Source organism: Aeromonas sp. FDAARGOS 1417 (assembly GCF_019046985.1).
In the GTDB taxonomy this organism is placed as follows: domain Bacteria; phylum Pseudomonadota; class Gammaproteobacteria; order Enterobacterales; family Aeromonadaceae; genus Aeromonas; species Aeromonas veronii.
Genome location: NZ_CP077221.1, coordinates 3672953 through 3689346, shown reverse-complemented (window position 1 = coordinate 3689346; position 16394 = coordinate 3672953). Strand labels below are relative to the sequence as shown.

At 59.2% G+C, this 16394-nt stretch carries 18 protein-coding genes; 4 read left to right on the top strand and 14 right to left on the bottom strand.

Annotated elements, in window-relative coordinates:
• Window positions 1–328: 328 nt before the first annotated feature.
• From mdh to I6L47_RS17015, 5 genes are all read right to left on the bottom strand, one after another.
• Window positions 329–1264: a malate dehydrogenase gene (gene mdh, locus I6L47_RS17035; protein ID WP_069554449.1), complete on the bottom strand. Its 936-nt coding sequence runs from the start codon at window positions 1262–1264 to the stop codon at window positions 329–331.
• A 221-nt stretch (window positions 1265–1485) separates the two neighbouring features.
• Window positions 1486–2148, bottom strand: coding sequence for an arginine ABC transporter permease ArtM (artM, locus tag I6L47_RS17030; RefSeq protein ID WP_216947946.1), 663 nt, complete (start codon window positions 2146–2148; stop codon window positions 1486–1488).
• A gap of 3 nt (window positions 2149–2151) precedes the next feature.
• Window positions 2152–2802, bottom strand: a complete 651-nt coding sequence (artQ, locus tag I6L47_RS17025) for an arginine ABC transporter permease ArtQ (RefSeq protein WP_043826111.1) — start codon at window positions 2800–2802, stop codon at window positions 2152–2154.
• 3 nt (window positions 2803–2805) lie between these two features.
• Window positions 2806–3543: a transporter substrate-binding domain-containing protein gene (locus tag I6L47_RS17020; RefSeq protein WP_019445594.1), complete on the bottom strand. Its 738-nt coding sequence runs from the start codon at window positions 3541–3543 to the stop codon at window positions 2806–2808.
• A gap of 24 nt (window positions 3544–3567) precedes the next feature.
• Window positions 3568–4308, bottom strand: coding sequence for an ATP-binding cassette domain-containing protein (locus I6L47_RS17015; protein ID WP_005348895.1), 741 nt, complete (start codon window positions 4306–4308; stop codon window positions 3568–3570).
• 201 nt (window positions 4309–4509) lie between these two features.
• Here I6L47_RS17015 and argR point away from each other — a divergent pair, with 201 nt between their 5' ends.
• Window positions 4510–4980, top strand: coding sequence for a transcriptional regulator ArgR (gene argR, locus I6L47_RS17010; RefSeq protein WP_005340378.1), 471 nt, complete (start codon window positions 4510–4512; stop codon window positions 4978–4980).
• Window positions 4981–5070: 90 nt separating this feature from the next.
• Here argR and I6L47_RS17005 read toward each other — a convergent pair whose 3' ends face one another.
• The 5 genes from I6L47_RS17005 to glnK all read right to left on the bottom strand — a co-directional run bounded on the left by I6L47_RS17005 (window position 5071) and on the right by glnK (window position 10465).
• The gene (locus tag I6L47_RS17005) at window positions 5071–5976 is read right to left on the bottom strand and encodes a Dyp-type peroxidase (RefSeq protein WP_136502300.1); all 906 of its coding nucleotides are present in this window, start codon (window positions 5974–5976) and stop codon (window positions 5071–5073) included.
• A 103-nt stretch (window positions 5977–6079) separates the two neighbouring features.
• Window positions 6080–7114 (bottom strand): ABC transporter ATP-binding protein, encoded by a 1035-nt coding sequence (locus tag I6L47_RS17000; RefSeq protein WP_216947945.1) that lies wholly within the window; start codon window positions 7112–7114, stop codon window positions 6080–6082.
• 82 nt (window positions 7115–7196) lie between these two features.
• On the bottom strand, window positions 7197–8822 hold the full coding sequence (locus tag I6L47_RS16995) for an iron ABC transporter permease (protein WP_216947944.1): 1626 nt from the start codon (window positions 8820–8822) through the stop codon (window positions 7197–7199).
• A 39-nt stretch (window positions 8823–8861) separates the two neighbouring features.
• Window positions 8862–9869 carry a Fe(3+) ABC transporter substrate-binding protein gene (locus I6L47_RS16990; protein WP_005357960.1) on the bottom strand — a complete coding sequence of 336 codons (1008 nt, stop codon included), beginning with the start codon at window positions 9867–9869 and terminating at the stop codon, window positions 8862–8864.
• A gap of 257 nt (window positions 9870–10126) precedes the next feature.
• The gene (gene glnK / locus I6L47_RS16985) at window positions 10127–10465 is read right to left on the bottom strand and encodes a P-II family nitrogen regulator (protein WP_005341406.1); all 339 of its coding nucleotides are present in this window, start codon (window positions 10463–10465) and stop codon (window positions 10127–10129) included.
• A gap of 201 nt (window positions 10466–10666) precedes the next feature.
• On the opposite strand from glnK, the gene arfB reads away from it, so the two are divergent.
• Window positions 10667–11083 (top strand): alternative ribosome rescue aminoacyl-tRNA hydrolase ArfB, encoded by a 417-nt coding sequence (gene arfB / locus I6L47_RS16980; protein ID WP_111901080.1) that lies wholly within the window; start codon window positions 10667–10669, stop codon window positions 11081–11083.
• 30 nt (window positions 11084–11113) lie between these two features.
• Entirely contained in the window at window positions 11114–11605 is a 492-nt protein-coding gene (locus I6L47_RS16975) for a methylated-DNA--[protein]-cysteine S-methyltransferase (RefSeq protein WP_216947943.1), read from the top strand.
• 354 nt (window positions 11606–11959) lie between these two features.
• Here I6L47_RS16975 and I6L47_RS16970 read toward each other — a convergent pair whose 3' ends face one another.
• The 4 genes from I6L47_RS16970 to tapT form a co-directional block, all read right to left on the bottom strand.
• The gene (locus tag I6L47_RS16970; RefSeq protein ID WP_005340360.1) at window positions 11960–12385 is read right to left on the bottom strand and encodes a hypothetical protein; all 426 of its coding nucleotides are present in this window, start codon (window positions 12383–12385) and stop codon (window positions 11960–11962) included.
• Window positions 12386–12579: 194 nt separating this feature from the next.
• Window positions 12580–13353, bottom strand: a complete 774-nt coding sequence (gene yaaA / locus I6L47_RS16965) for a peroxide stress protein YaaA (RefSeq protein ID WP_216947942.1) — start codon at window positions 13351–13353, stop codon at window positions 12580–12582.
• A gap of 47 nt (window positions 13354–13400) precedes the next feature.
• Window positions 13401–14510: a type IVa pilus ATPase TapU gene (gene tapU, locus I6L47_RS16960; protein ID WP_005340356.1), complete on the bottom strand. Its 1110-nt coding sequence runs from the start codon at window positions 14508–14510 to the stop codon at window positions 13401–13403.
• A gap of 28 nt (window positions 14511–14538) precedes the next feature.
• Window positions 14539–15573, bottom strand: a complete 1035-nt coding sequence (tapT, locus tag I6L47_RS16955) for a type IVa pilus ATPase TapT (protein ID WP_005340354.1) — start codon at window positions 15571–15573, stop codon at window positions 14539–14541.
• 39 nt (window positions 15574–15612) lie between these two features.
• Here tapT and I6L47_RS16950 point away from each other — a divergent pair, with 39 nt between their 5' ends.
• Window positions 15613–16314: a YggS family pyridoxal phosphate-dependent enzyme gene (locus tag I6L47_RS16950; RefSeq protein WP_013724131.1), complete on the top strand. Its 702-nt coding sequence runs from the start codon at window positions 15613–15615 to the stop codon at window positions 16312–16314.
• Window positions 16315–16394 lie beyond the last annotated feature (80 nt).

Here is a 16394-nt window from a genome sequence, read left to right as displayed (position 1 = left end):
GGCTCGGCCGGAAGCAAGACGGGGACAGCCTCAGAGGGCGCTGGCGTAGCCGCAGAGACAGGGGCCGTTACCACCGCAGCACTGCTTGCGGTCGGTGCCGATGCACTTGCTGCAGGCGCATCGCTCGATACGGCAGCCGATACCGCCTCGGCACCATAGAGGGGCGTGGTGAATGCACCGACAAGAACGAGAAGGGTAAGGGGTTTCATCATAAGGATCTCCTGCTGCACTCTGTTATCGGCACCAAGCCCCATCCCCTTAGCCTGCCGGGCGGATCTCATCAATACAAAAGGGAGCCGAAGCTCCCTTGTTGGCACGGTTGACCCGCTTACTTGACGAAATCGACACCCAGCTGGATATCGGCTTTCAGGGTAGCCAGCATGCCTTCCATCGCTTCCTGTTCGAAGGCGCTCAGCTTGCCGTAATCCAGTACGGTTTCGACGCCGTTCTTGCCCAGCAGTACCGGCTGCGCGAAGAAGGTGGCGTGCTCGCCGTTACCTTCCACGTAGGCGCACTCGATGACATTGGCTTCGCCCTGCAGACCCTTGATGAGCGACAGACCGAAGCGGCAAGCCGCCTGACCCATGGAGAGGGTCGCAGAGCCGCCACCGGCCTTGGCTTCCACCACTTCGGTACCGGCATTCTGGATGCGCTTGGTCATGGCTGCCACTTCTTCAGCAGTGAAGGAGGCGCCTTCAATCTGGGAGAGCAGCGGCAGAATGGTCACGCCACTGTGACCACCGATCACGTTGACGCGTACCTTGTCGATGTTCAACCCTTTGGCGGCAGCAACAAAGGTCTCGGCGCGGATCACGTCCAGAGTGGTGACACCGAACAGACGACGCTTGTCATAGACACCGGCTTTCTTCAGCACTTCGGCGGCGATAGCCACAGTGGTGTTGACCGGGTTGGTGATGATGCCGATCAGTGCTTTCGGGCAAGTGGCCGCGCACTTCTCGACCAGATTCTTGACGATACCGGCGTTGATATTGAACAGGTCGGAGCGATCCATCCCCGGCTTGCGTGCCACACCGGCGGAGATCAGCACCACATCGGCCCCGACCAGCGCAGGAGTCGGATCTTCACCGCAGAAGCCCTTGATGGCAACGTCGGTAGGAATATGACTGAGGTCAACGGCCACACCCGGGGTGACCGGGGCGATGTCATACAGGCTCAGCTCGGAGCCAGCCGGCAGACGGTTTTTCAACAGCAGAGCGAGGGCTTGACCGATGCCACCAGCGGCACCCAGAACGGCAACTTTCATGATCAACTCCATGTTTAAGCGTAGGTTTAAGGTTGTTTGTTGTTGTGCGCCCAACCTTAATGGATCCCCCCATAAAAAACAATCTGATAACAGTTGCAGTCACGGGTTCTGTGAGCCACGAAACATGCGGGAGCAAAAATTGGAGGGAAATACAAAAAGTTGGAGGAGAAGCACAGTTTTTCTGCGCTTCCCCCTACCATAAAGAGGTAGATTTGAAGGTCTCAGGATTGGAATGCCAACGCCCGTTTTTCACACCAGCGAAAACCAATTGTTAACAATCCGTTCATCGCCAGATAAAGCCCGCCAGCCACCCCGAACACCGCCAGGGTATCGTAGGTCTGGGCGTTCAACCCCTGCGCCAGCCCCATAATGTCCATGATGGTGATGGTACTGGCGAGGGAGCTCCCCTTGAGCACCAGGATCACCTCGTTGGAGTAGGCAGGCACCAGATGACGGGCGGCATGGCGCACCTTCATCCAGAGGGTCTGGCGACCGTTAAAACCAAGCGCACGACACGCCTCCACCTCACCAGCCGGGATGGCATCGAGCGCCCCCTTGAACAACCGGGTGGAATAGGCCGCCGTGTTGAGACCCAGCGCCAGTACGGCGCAGAACCAGGGCTGCTTGAGCAGCGGCCAGAGCGGGCTGGCTTTCAGCCACTCGAACTGACCCGGCCCGTAGTAAATCAGGAAGATCTGAATGAGCAGCGGCGTACCGGTAAAGAGCAGCACCCACAGCTGCACCAGCTGGGTCACCACCGGCAGGCGCAGCTCCAGCACCCAGGTCATCAGGGCCGCCAGCACAATCCCCAGCAGCAGGCTGAACAGGGTCAGCTCCAGCGTGGTGACCAGACCGCCCAGCAACGTAACGAGATACTCTTGCATCGGTTAGCCTCCGTAGCGGCGGGTGTAGCGGGCAGCCAGCCCGAGGCCATATTCACTCACCAGACTGATGGCCAGATAGATGAGGGCGGCGGCGGCATACCAGGTGAAAGGCTCATAGGTACTGGCCGAGGCCATCTGGGCCTGACGCATCATCTCGTTGACCCCGATAAGCGACACCAGCGCGGTATCTTTCAGCAACACCAGCCACTGGTTGCCGAGGCCCGGCAGGGCGTGCCGCCACGCCTGCGGCAACACGATGCGAAAGAAGATGTGGCTCTTGCTCAAACCCAGCGCCAGAGCCGCCAGCCGTTGACCTGAAGGCACCGCATTGAGCGCCGCCCGCAGGGTCTGGGTCGCATAGCTGGCGAACAGCAGGGAGAGCGCCAGCACGCCACAGGCGAACGGACTGAACTCCACATACTCGCCTGTGATGAGGAACAGCACCTGGGTCGAACCGAAGTAGATGAACAGCACCACCAGCAACTCGGGCAGGCCACGGATCAGCGTGGTCAGGGTGGCCACTGGCCACACCAATGCACGCTGCTTGCTGAGCTCGGCGGCACTGAACGCCAGTGCCAATACCATGCCCCCGACCAGTGATGCCAAGGCCAGCCCGAGGGTCATCCAGGCTGCATCCAACAACAGGCTCAACATGGCTTACTGCGCGAAGTATTTGTCGAAGATTTTCTGATAGGTGCCGTTGGCCTTGATCTCGGCCAGCCCCTTGTTCAGCTGGGTCAGCAGCTCCTGATTGCCCTTGGCGACCGCGATGCCAAAGCCGGTACCGAAGTACTTGGCATCGGTCACCGGCGCCCCCACCACCGCATACTCCTTGTGCTGCTTCAGCCAGTCGGCAGCAACGGCGGTATCAGCAAACACACCGTCGGTACGACCATTCATCATGTCGAGGAAGGCGCTCTGGTAGCTGGCGTACGGCACGGTCAGCAGGCCCTTGCTCACCCAGTTATCCACCAGATATGACTGGTGAGAGGTGCCGTTCTGCACGCCGACTGTCTTGTCGACCATCTCTTCTGGCCCCTTGAAGGCACCTTTCTTGGCGACGAATACTGCCGAGTTCTCGTAGTAGATGTCAGAGAAGTCGACCTGCGCGGAGCGCTCCGGGGTCACGTCCATGGCGGCAATGGCGGCATCATAGCGACGGAATTTGAGGCTGGGGATCAGGCTGTCAAAGGCCTGGTTGTGGAAGCTGCACTCCAGCTTGGCCTGCTCGCAGATGGCTCGGGCCAGATCGATGTCAAAACCCTGAAACTCGTTCTTGTCATCCAGGTATTCGAACGGCGCGTAGGTGGCCTCGGTGGCGAACTTGATCTCTTTGGCCATGACGGAGGTACTCAACAGGCCCATGGCAGCAACCAACAACAGACTCTTTTTCATGACAGCTTCCTTATCGATTCAATATCAATGCATCAAGAATTCGGCAAACCGGCTGGTTTGCGGGGATTGGAAAATGGCAGCGGTGCCGGATTCGATGATCCGCCCCTTCTCCAGATAAATCACCTGACTGGCCACCTTGCGGGCAAAGTCGACCTCGTGGGTCACCACCACCTGGGTAATGCCGGTCTGGCTCAGGTTGCGGATGATCTCGGCCACCTCCTTGGTGATCTCGGGATCGAGGGCGGCAGTCGGCTCGTCAAACAGCAGCACTTCCGGGTCCATCATCAGAGTACGGGCAATGGCCACCCGCTGCTGCTGACCGCCAGAGAGACGGGCAGGCCAGGCATCGCGCTTGTCGGCCAGTTGCAGCTGGGCCAGCAGATAGGCCCCCTTCTCGATGGCGGCCTCCTTGCTCATGCCAAGCACCTTGACCGGCGCTTCAATCAGATTCTCCATCACAGTGAGATGTGGCCAGAGATTGTACTGCTGGAACACCATGCCCACCTTGCGACGCAGCAGTTGGGACTGGCGGTTGAATTCGGCAGCAGAGAGGGAGCTCGGGAAAGAAAATTCACTTTCACCAATCCGCAGAACACCCGCATCCGGGGTATCCAGCAGATTCATCATCCGTAGCAGGGAACTCTTGCCAGCACCGCTCGGGCCCAGCAACACCAAGGTTTCACCGGGGGATGTCCGAAAGCTGACCTGTTGCAGAACCGGCACCTTGTGCCAGGACTTCTCGATACCTATTAATTCAATACCCATACAGCCCAATTGAATAAGTTTTCAAAATTTCATCCCGATTCTATCCCTAATAAAGGTTGATGCAAGCCATTTTTGAATCAATATGCAGAACAAGCGCCGCTTCCTTGCAAAAAACGGCATATGAATGCAAAATGGCCCCGCTGTTCGTATCTGCCGCCTGTATCGCACAGGCCGCCACACCTCCTCATTCGTGAGACCAAGATGAAACATAACGACAAGCAAGAAAAACTGGCCAAGGCCTTTAAAGCCTTGCTGAAAGAAGAGCGCTTTGGCTCCCAGGCAGAAATCGTCACCGCCCTGCAAGAGCTGGGCTTCGAGAACATCAACCAGTCCAAGGTATCGCGCATGCTGAGCCGCTTCGGCGCCGTTCGCACTCGCAACGCCAAGATGGAGATGGTCTACTGCCTGCCGGTGGAACTGGGCGTGCCCACCACCTCCAGCCCGCTCAAGAATCTGGTGCTGGACGTCGATCACAACGGCGCACTGGTGGTGATCCACACCAGCCCGGGCGCTGCCCAGCTGATCGCCCGCCTGCTCGACTCCCTCGGCAAGGCAGAGGGGATCCTCGGCACCATCGCCGGTGATGACACCATCTTCATCACCCCGACCAGCGACACCGATATCGAAGAGCTCTACCTCTCCGCCCTCGAGCTGTTCGAACAGACGCCGTAATGGCCGCTACCGCGTCATAGCGGTCACGCCAGAACGAAAAATCCCGGCCAAGGCCGGGATTTTTGTTTTCGGTAGCTTCGTCAGGCGGGCTTATTTGCCCTGCGCCATCAGAAAACCCTCCGATGGGGCGAAGAAAGCCGCGCCGGTAACTGCCTTGGTGAAGCGCAGCAGGTGGTCGAAGTGGCTACCCTCCCCCTTGTACATGCTGGCCAGCATGGCGTTGAAGTGCTGCGGAGTGCGGCAGCAGGAGATGAAGTAGAGCCCCTGCTCGGTCATGGTGCCCCAGGGCATGCTCTGGCGCAGGATCTCCATGGACTCCCCTTTCGGGGTCTTGAGGTTGACCCGCTTGATGTGGGCGGTCAACGGCTTGGCGGCAGACTCATACTCGATGTTGTCGGGCTTGGTGCGACCGATAATGTCTTCCTGCTCTTTTTGCGCCAGCTTCTCCCAGTCGCTCATGGCGTGGACCCAGCGCTGGACATGAATGTAGGAGCCACCGGCAAACTCGCCATCGGCCAGCAGCGCCACTTCGGCACGGTGTTCATCCTGCGGGTTCTCGGTGCCATCAACGAAACCGGTCAGGTCACGGAAATCCAGGTTGCGGAAACCGCGCACCTCTTCGGCCAGCTCGACCAGCCCGGCCAGCAGCGCCATCACGCGGTGACCGGCGTGGTGCAGCACATCCACCCGATCGGCACGCAGCTGAATAAAGAGATCAAACGGGGTGTTGGGGGCTTCCTGACCGTTGGCGGATTGCGCCATAAAGCTGCGGAACTGGGGCGGACGGGCGGCAGGGTAGAGACCATCCCAGGCATCGGCGCCAACGGCAACCAGACCGCTGAAACCGGCATCGGGGAAATCGGCGGCGACCGCCTGCCACAAGGCGGGCAGTTTGGCCAGACGGCCGACCAGTTCGGCGGCATCGCCGGTACGATTGAACATCAGATAGAGGGCGTGCAGATTCGGCTCTGCGCAGATCCCGGCTTGGGCTTTCATATATCTCTCCCCTGAGTAGGCGTTAGCGTTACGGGCTATTTGCGTTGCGCGATTATAAACCAGAGTGGATCCAGTTCTTTGATTTCACGACGATATCACGCGTTCAGGGCAAAGGGTCAAACAACACCAGCCCATGGGGGGCAACCTTGATCCGTGCCCGCATCCCATCAAGGGGCTCGCCAATGCTCGCCTCCAGCTGCAGATCGCCACACTCGAACAGCACCCGACAGTGGTGGCCGAGGAACTGCTGCTCCACCACCTTGAGCTCCCCATCTGCGGCGCTCTCCAGCAGCAGTTGCTGGGGGCGGAGCATCAGCTGCAACTGCTCGCCCACCGCCCGGCCATGAGGCTCGCTGCCACAAATGACCCCGAGCGCCGTCTGTACACAGTGGCTGTCCACCACCTCGGCAGCCAGATAGTTGACCCCGCCGAGAAACTCCGCCACGAAGCGGTTTTGCGGGCGGCGATAGAGCTGCTCAGGCTGCCCCACCTGCTCGATGTGACCGGCGCGAAACAGCGCCAGCCGATCGGCGAAGGCGAACGCCTCCTCCTTGCTGTGGCTGACGAAGATGGCGCCGATCCCCTGCTGCTTGAGCAGGGCGCGGATCTCGAGGATCAACTTCATCCGCACCTGGGTATCAATGTTGGAGAAGGGCTCATCCAGCAGCATCAGCCGCGGCTTGCACACCAGCGCCCGGGCGATGGCCACCCGCTGCTGCTGACCACCGGAGAGCTGGTGCGGATAACGATCCCCCAGCCCCTGCAGATTGACCAGCGCCAGCGCCTCGTCCACCTGCTGCTGGCGGGCACTGCGGTCGAGTTTGGTCAGCCCGAAACCGACGTTGTCGGCCACCGTCAGGTGGGGAAAGAGGGCGTAATCCTGAAAGATCATGCCGATGTTGCGCGCCTCGGGCGGCACGCTGGCACCCGGCCCGTCGAGCAGGGTATCGCCGAGGCGAATAGAGCCCTCTGCCAACGGCAGCAGCCCGGCGATGGCCTTGAGCAACGTGGTTTTGCCGCAGCCACTGGCTCCCAGCAGGCAGACGATCTCATTGTCTGCCACCGTCAGGGAGAGCTGTTCCAGCACATTGCGGCCGTTGTAACGGCAGCTGACATTTTCAACCTGCAAACAGGACAAGGCTGACTTCCTCTCGTTTCTGGCGGCGCGCTGCCTTTCGGTTCAGCACACCGCATGCAATTTCATTGACCGACGTGGCGACTCAGTGACCCGGACTGTCCAGACTGCGGTTGACCCAGATCAGCGGCAACAGTCCCACCAGCACGATAACGATGGCCCCCAGCGCGCCGCGCTCCAGCATCTCGTCCGAGACAAACTGATAGACGTGGGTCGCCAGAGTATCGAAGTTGAACGGCCGCAGCAGCAGGGCGGCGGGCAGCTCCTTCATGGATTCGATGAATACCAGCATGGCACCGGCAAACAGACCCCGGCGCACCAGCGGCAGATGGACCCGCCGCAGCATGGCGCCATCCCCTTGCCCAAGAGAGCGGGCTGCCATGTCGAGACTGGGGGAGATCTTGCCCATGCTGCTCTCCACCGAGCCGATGGCGATGGCCACGAAGCGCACCAGATAACCGAACACGATGGCGATGATGGTGCCAGTCAGCAGCAAGCCCGGGCCCTGACGCCCGAGCCACTCGGCCAGATCGTTGATGGCAAAATCGAGGGCGGTGAGCGGCACCAGCACCCCGATAGCCAGCACGGTCCCCGGCATGGCGTAGCCCATGGCGGCGATGCGCAGGGGCAGCAGACTCTTTATCCCGCCATCGAGGCGGCGGAAGAAGCCGAGCAGCAGGGCGATGCCCATCGCCAGCAGGGCGGTCAACGCCGAGATGAGCAGACTGTTGCCGGCGAAGCGGACGAACTCCGGCGTCCAAGACAACTCGAAGTAGCGCACCCCGTAATCGAGCAGGATGACGAACGGCAGGCCGAAACCGGCCAGCACCAGCCCCCAGCACCAAAAAGCGGCCAGAGCGCGACTCATCCCCTTGAGCGGATAGCGCAGCGGCTGCTCATGGCCCATGGACTTCTGGAACACCTGCTGTCGACTGCGCGAGCGGCGCTCCAGCGCGATCAGCAGCACCACAGCCAGCAGCATCAGGCAGGAGAGTTTGGCCGCGGTGGCCAGACTGCCATAGCCAAGCCAGGTGTCGTAGACCGCCGTGGTCAGGGTGTTGATGGCAAAGAAGTGGACGGTGGCGAAATCGGCCAGCGTCTCCATGGCCACCAACGATACCGCCACCATGATGGCGGGGCGCGCCAGCGGCAGACTGAGACGACGAAAGCTCTGCCACGGGGTACAGCCGAGCAGGCGGCTGGAGTGGATCAGGCTGACTGACTGCTCGAGAAAAGAGGCGCGGGTCAGCAGATAGACATAGGGGAACAGCACCAGCGCCAGCACCCAGGCGGCGCCGCCAAGGGAGCGAATGGCCGGAAACCAGTAATCGGCAGGACTGTTCCAGCCAAAGAGCGCTCGCAACCCGGCTTGTAACGGGCCCGAGTAGTCGAGCAGGTCGGTATAGACGTAGGCGACGATATAGGAGGGCATGGCCATTGGCAGCATCAAGGCCCATTGCAGGGCACGGCGCCCCGGCACCTGACACATGGCCACCAGCCAGGCGGTGGGTACGCCAAACAGCAGGCTGAGCAATACTACGCCGACCACCAGCCCCAGGGTATTGCCGAGATAATCGAGCAACACGGTATCGGCGAGGTGGCGAAACAGCTCCCCCTCAGCCGAGAAGGCAGAGAAAAGCAGAGCAATCACCGGTAAACCCAGCAGCAGGGCGATGGCCCAGCTGCCGGTCATCCATCCAAAATTTTTCATGAGACCACAGATGTTGATGGGGCCGTTGGCCCCATCTGATTACAAGTCGAACTTCACTTCATCCAGCAACTGCAAGGCGTCCTTGCGGTGCTTGGCGTAATCGCTGACCGGTAGTGCGTCAGACTTGAAACTGCCCCAAGACTTGACCATGGCGGAAGGCTCGACCCCGGCCTTGACCGGATATTCGGCGTTCACGTCCGCATACATGTGCTGGGCGGTGTCACCAGCCAGAAACTCCATCAGCTTCTGGGCCTCGGCCTTGTTCTTGGCATATTTGGTCATGGCCACGCCGCTCACGTTGACGTGGGCACCGCGGTCAGCCTGGTTCGGGAAGTTGATATAGACCGCATCCGCCCAGGACTTCTGCGCCGGATCTTTCAACATGGCGCCCAGATAGTAGCTGTTGCCGAGTGACACGTCACAGATACCATCCTTGATCGCCTTGACCTGATCCCGGTCGTTGCCCTGCGGCTTGCGCGCCAGGTTGGCCTTGACCCCTTCCAGCCAGGTTTTGGTCTCGGCCATGCCGTGATGGGCAATCATGGAGGAGACCAGCGCCACATTGTACTCATGCTTGCCGCTGCGGGTGCAGATTTTCCCTTTGAATTCCGGTTTGGCCAGATCTTCGTAGCTGATGGTGTCGAGCTTGCCGAGGCGCTCCTTGCTGGAGTAGATGGCGCGAACCCGGGTGGTCAGGGCGAACCAGCGATTCTCCGGATCACGATAGATGGCGGGGATATTCTCCTGCAGGATCTTGCTGTCTACCGGCTGCACCAGCCCCTTGTCCACCAGATCGGTCAGACGGCTGATATCGACGGTCAGCATCAGGTCGGCCGGAGAGAGCTTGCCTTCCCGCTCCAGACGCTCGTTCAATCCCTCTTTGGCGAACACCACGTTCACCTTGATGCCAGATTCCTTCTCGAACTGCTGGATGATGGGCTTGATCAGCTCATCCTGCCGGTTGGAGTAGACATTCACTTCCCCGGCCGCCAATGCCGACTGAGCTGCCAACGCAGAGAAAGCCAGTGCCAACATCTTCATTTTCATCATCCATTCCTTGATTAGCTATACAGAGTGATAACGATTTCCGTTTGCATTCTGCATACATCTTATAAGCGGATCAAGAAAGCTCGCCGTCGCCACATCACATATTTAATCGCCCATAAATGAAAAGGGCCGGATGGAATCCCATTCGGCCTCTTCTGAGCAAAACGTTATGTTGATAAGGCTTCAATAAGCGCTCACTCCATCGGGATGCCCGAGGTCGGGAGGTCAACAGATCTGTACGTCACGGATGCGGTTCATCACAGCGCCTCGTCGTCACTCTCGCCGGTGCGGATGCGCACCGCTTGCAGCAAGTCGTAGACAAAAATCTTGCCGTCGCCGATCTTGCCGGTATAGGCTGCCTTGCAGATCGCCTCGATCACCCCTTCCACGTTATCATCGGCGGTAGCAATCTCCAGCTTCACCTTGGGCAGGAAGTCGACCTGATACTCGGCTCCCCGGTATAATTCGGTGTGTCCCTTCTGGCGGCCAAATCCCTTGACCTCGGACACGGTCAGCCCTTCCACCCCCAGGTTGGCAATAGCCTCACGGACATCGTCCAACTTGAACGGTTTGATAATCGCACTAATCAGCTTCATCTGGTTGCTCCCAATCCATGGTGTGTCATGAATCGGGTTTCAATTCTTATGCCAAGTATTTTTATTGTTTTATTTCATATAGATAGAGTTTAATGCCTGCGCCATTCGTCAGGCACATCCCCATAACCGGCCAGCACGCCCCATAATGAGGCACCATGCTGCAGCGGTCAGCAGGTATGCACCAAACAAGAGCAAAACAGCATGTTAGTTATCTCCAACAGCGTCGCGATTCCCTGGCATGAGCTGCAATTTCAGACCATGCGGGCACAGGGCAACGGTGGACAGCACGTCAACAAGACCGACTCCGCCGTCTGGTTGCGCTTCGATTACCGCAACTCTCCCAGCCTGACGCCCCTCTACAAGGAGGGGCTCGACAAGCTGAGCGACAGCCGGGTGCATGACGGTTTTATCCTGATCCGGGTCGAGAGCCACCGCAGTCAGGATATGAACCGCAAGGAGGCGATGAGCCGTCTGGTGGAGTTGCTGAAGAAAGCAGCCTGGCGCCCCAAGGCCCGCCATGCCACCAAGCCGACCCGCAGCTCCCAACGCAAACGGGTCGATGCCAAAAAGCGCAAGGGTGATATCAAGTCCGCCCGCGGCAAGCCGGTGCTGGACTGAGCCCCCCCAGCCTCCAAAGGATGTCAGCCGATGAGATACAGTTTTTGCGACAGCGCCCGCGGCCCCCTGCTGGTCGCCATCGATCAGGATGGCCTGCGCCACGTGGAGTTCATGCACGGGGAGCGCCCCGTCATGCCGCAAACTGACTGGCAACGGGATGACAAGGCGCTGGCGCCCTATCTTGCCCAGTTCAACGCCTATTTCGCCGGAAAATTGCAGCAGTTCGATCTGCCCATGGCAGCGAAGGGCACCCCGTTTCAACAATCGGTGTGGAACGCTTTGTGCGATATCCCCTATGGCGAGACCGTCAGCTATCTCGAGATTGCCCAGGCTATCGGCAATCCCAAGGCTGTGCGGGCGGTAGGCGCTGCCAATGGCCGCAATCCGCTGAGCATCATAGTACCCTGCCATCGGGTGATCGGACGCAGCGGCGATCTGACCGGCTATGCTGGCGGCATTCCCATCAAGCGCTGGTTGCTGGCTCTGGAACAGACAGGCACAACATTCGAGCTGGCCCCATGAGACGATGAGCGCCTTGGAGAGGGCGGGACAATATCGTGATCAGAATGAAAAGGCTTTCAGTCAGTGACCACGCTTTGCTGACAAGATGAACAGAAAATGAAGAATCGCCTCAGAACTACTTCAGATTGAGCTTGGCATGATGGCTCCATACTTGAATGGCACGGCTCATTCGCTGATTCAAGTAGCACCCATGTGACGCTTCCAATCTGTCTTTTTCCCCGCGCCTCCTCTGAGGCGCTTTTTTTGTGGCGTTCAGGCCACCACCCAAGCTGAATGGCCTGAACGCCACAAAATCTGCACCCGCCCAAAACCAAGAGGCGAAGGATCATCCTTCGCCTCTGACGTAACAGCTGGCTACTCGCTCTGGGGCAGGAACTGCAGCTCCGGCGCCGAGGAGGTCAGCACATCGGCGCAATAATCCCAGGTCGAGATGCGATAGTGCTGCAGATCTTCATCCAGATGCAGACCATCCGACTCCTGATGGAACCAACTGGCAAAACGGGATGGGGTGATGAGCTGGATCTGCTCTTCGATAGCGTGACTATCCTTCCCCTCGGCCAGATCGCAATCTTCGATAACCCGCAGGGCGTAGATATGGCGAAAATAGACCCGGCAGAGGATTTGCGGGGGCAGATCGATGCTGCGTGCCCGCCCCAGCATGATGGTCAGGGAGTCGCTCCAGAGATCCTGATGCAGCTCGGCCACAACCAGACCGGGTGGGAGCTGGCGGGACGGAGCCCAAGGGACGGCAACCTGCCGAATGGCATTTTTCTGTTCCATATTCACCTCGCGACGACTCGCTCCCTGTCTTGAGTCTATCTGAACCACATAGTCCCGGCGAAGGCAATCGATGGACAATAAAAACGGCAATAAAAAAGCCGACGTATCAAACGTCGGCGAATAAAAAGTGCTTACAACAGAGGATTCACATATTCAGACCCGCGGGTCGAAAGATTGGTTCCCTCTTTTTGTAATTAATTTTCGGCGCGTTTAAACATCAGGGTATTGGCGTCCGACTCTTCCGGTACGAAGTAGTAGCCCTCGGCGTTGAAACCGGTCAGCTGCTCCACCTCGGTCAGACGGTGCTTGATGATGTGGCGAGCCATCATGCCGCGCGCCTTCTTGGCGTAGAAGCTGATGATCTTGAACTGGCCGTTCTTCTCATCCTTGAACACCGGTGTGACAATCCGCCCTTTCAGGATCTTGGGGCGTACCGACTTGAAATACTCGTCGGAAGCCAGATTGATCAACACCTCATCCCCCTGCGCTGCCAGCGCGTCGTTGAGATGGTGAGTGATCACCTCCCCCCAGAACTGGTAAAGATCCTTGCCGCGGCTATTGTCGAGCTTGGTCCCCATCTCCAGTCGATAGGGCATCATCAGGTCGAGGGGACGCAACACGCCGTAGAGGCCTGAGAGCATCCGCAGGTGTGCCTGAGCGAAGTCAAAATCGGCCTCGCTAAAATCCTCCACCGCCAAACCGGTGTAGACATCCCCCTTGAAGGCCAGCAGCGCCTGACGGGCGTTGGCGGGGGTAAAGTCTGGCTGCCACTCGGCAAAACGGGCGGCGTTTAGACCAGCCAGCTTGTCGCTGATCTTCATCAGAGTGGCGATCTGGTCAGGGCTCAGTTGGCGGGCCCGGCTAATCAGTTCGGCGGAGTGATCCAGCAGCTCGGGTTGGGTGAAACGGGGTGTCACCAGCGGTGACTCGTAATCCAGCGTCTTGGCCGGGGAAACCACAATCAGCATAACGTTCCTTTATGGCGAGGGGCCGAACGGCAGAGCGGCCCCATGATTCATTCATCCAGCGTCACATTGTCCAGCGTGCCGGTACCGAGCCGCTCGCGACCGGAGAGCTTGATCAGCAGTCGCAGGTCGTTGGCCGAGTCGGCGTGGGCGAGTGCCTCACTGTAGCCAATCTGGCCGGCGCAGAACAGGCTGAAAAGCGCCTGATCGAAGGTCTGCATACCCAGCTCGGTGGATTTGGTCATCACCTCCTTGAGGCGATGCATCTCTCCCTTGCGGATAATGTCGGTGATGAGCGGGGTATTGAGCAGGATCTCGAACGCGGCGCAGCGCCGCTTGCCATCCATACTCGGCACCAGCTGCTGGGCGACGATGGCCTTGAGGTTGAAAGAGAGATCGAACAGGAATTGGCGGTGTTTGTCTTGCGGCACCAGATGGAGGATGCGATCCAGCGCCTGGTTGGCATTGTTGGCATGCAAAGTGGCGAGACAAAGGTGTCCCGTCTCGGCGAACTGCAGGGCAAATTCCATGGTCTCCTGACTTCGGATCTCGCCGATCAGGATCACGTCCGGCGCCTGACGCAGCGAGCTTTTTAGCGCCACATCGAACGACTCGGTGTCGATCCCCACCTCTCGCTGGGTCACCAGACTGCGACCATGCTGATGGACGAACTCCACCGGATCTTCCACCGTCAGAATGTGACCATCGGCATGCTGGTTGCGATAGCCGATCATCGCCGCCTGGGTGGTCGATTTGCCCGCCCCGGTAGCGCCGACAAACAGCACCAGTCCCCGCTTGGCCATCGCCACCTCTTGCAGGATCTTGGGTAGCTGCAGATCTTCAAAGGTAGGAATGCGGGTCTCGATACGCCGCACCACCATGCCGGGCAGCTCCTGCTGCCAGAAGGCGCTGACCCGAAAACGGCCAAGCGCTTCGCGATAGATCGCGTAGTTGGCCTCCTTGGTGCGGATATAACGCTCGAAGTGATCGCTGCTGAGGGTATCCCTGACCAACGTCAGCGCCCCCTTCTTGTCGAGCGCTTCCCCCCCCAGCGACACCAGATGGCCATTCACCTTGAGGGTGGGCGGCGAACCCACCGTCACAAACAGATCCGATCCCTTTCGCTCGACCAGCTCGCTCAGCAGATCATCCAGATTCATCATCTATCCCTCCCTGGGTGCGAGTCTCTTAAATGCTGTTGGGATCGACGGCCTTGGCCTTGGCATCGAGGGATGCCACCACACCGCGGCTCACCAGCTGCTTGAGGCTCTGATCCATGGTCTGCATGCCGTGGGTCATCCCGGTCTGGATCACCGAGTAGAGCTGGGCGATCTTGTCCTCCCGGATGAGGTTACGCACCGCCGGAATGCCCATCATGATCTCGTGGGCCGCCACCCGACCGCCGCCAATGCGCTTGAGCAGGGTCTGGGAGATGACCGCCCGCAGGGATTCGGAGAGCATGGAGCGCACCATGTCCTTCTCCGCGCCGGGGAAGACGTCGATGATACGGTCGATGGTCTTGGCCGCCGACGAGGTGTGCAGGGTGCCAAACACCAGATGGCCGGTTTCGGCGGCGGTCATGGCCAGACGAATGGTCTCAAGGTCGCGCATCTCGCCCACCAGAATGATGTCCGGGTCTTCCCGCAGTGCCGAGCGCAGGGCGTTGCTGAAGCTCTTGGTATCACGGTGCACTTCCCGCTGGTTCACCAGACAGCGCTTGTTCTCGTGGACGAATTCGATGGGGTCTTCGATGGTGAGAATGTGGTGATGGAAGTTCTCGTTGATGTAGTTGACCATGGCCGCCAGGGTGGTCGACTTACCGGAACCGGTCGGGCCGGTCACCAGTACCAGACCCCGCGGGAACTCGGCAATCTTGCGGAAGATCTCCGGCGCATCGAGATCCTCGAGGCTCAGCACCGTGCTGGGGATGGTACGAAATACCGCGCCCGAGCCGCGCGCCTGCTGGAAGGCGTTAACCCGGAAACGGGCCAGATTGGGTACCTCGAACGAGAAGTCGACCTCGAAGTTCTCCTCCAGCTCCTTGCGCTGATGGTCGTTCATGATGTCGTAAATGAGGGCATGCACTTCCCGGTGTTCCAGGGCGGGCAAATTGATCTTGCGAACCTCACCATCAACCCTGATCATCGGGGGAACCCCGGCCGAGAGGTGTAGATCCGAGGCTTTATGCTTTACACTGAAAGCCAATAACTCTGTGATATCCATAGACTTGTCATTCTCCCATCACAAGATCACTAACGAAATATGAACCAGATTGCCCAGCACCTGTTTCAGGTAAAAGAACGTATTGCCCAGGCCGCCGAACGAGCGAGCCGCAACCTGCAGCAGATCCGCCTGCTGGCCGTGAGCAAGACCAAACCTGTCGAGGCCATCATGGCCGCCCATGCCGCAGGTCAGCGCTGCTTTGGCGAATCCTACGCCCAGGAAGCAGCGGCCAAGATCGATACCTTGCGCCAGCAGCCGGAATATAGCGACATAGAGTGGCACTTTATCGGCCCTTTGCAATCGAACAAATCCAAACTGGTCGCCGAACGGTTTGACTGGGTGCAGAGCGTGGATCGGGACAAGCTGATCGACCGCCTCAACAACCAGCGCCCAACTACAATGGCACCGCTAAATGTTTGTCTGCAAATCAATATTAGCGGAGAGAGCAGCAAATCCGGAACGTCGGAACAAGAGATTTTCCGCCTTGCCGAGCTGGTCTCCCACAGTGAGCGACTGGTGCTGCGGGGGCTGATGGCCATTCCCGAACACACCAGTGACGAGAGCGTACTGGCCGCCCAAATGACCCGTATGCAGACTCTGTTCACCGAGCTTGCGCGACAATACCCCACGGTGGATACCCTCTCGATGGGCATGACCGAGGATCTTGAACTGGCGATAGCCCACGGCAGCACCATGGTGCGGGTCGGCACCGCCATCTTCGGCGCCCGTGACTACTCATAGGCAAGGCCAGCGGATAACCCATACGTCCGCCTCTTGCCCGACTTCATCAACAGGAGCGTTTGATGGAACACCGAATTCTG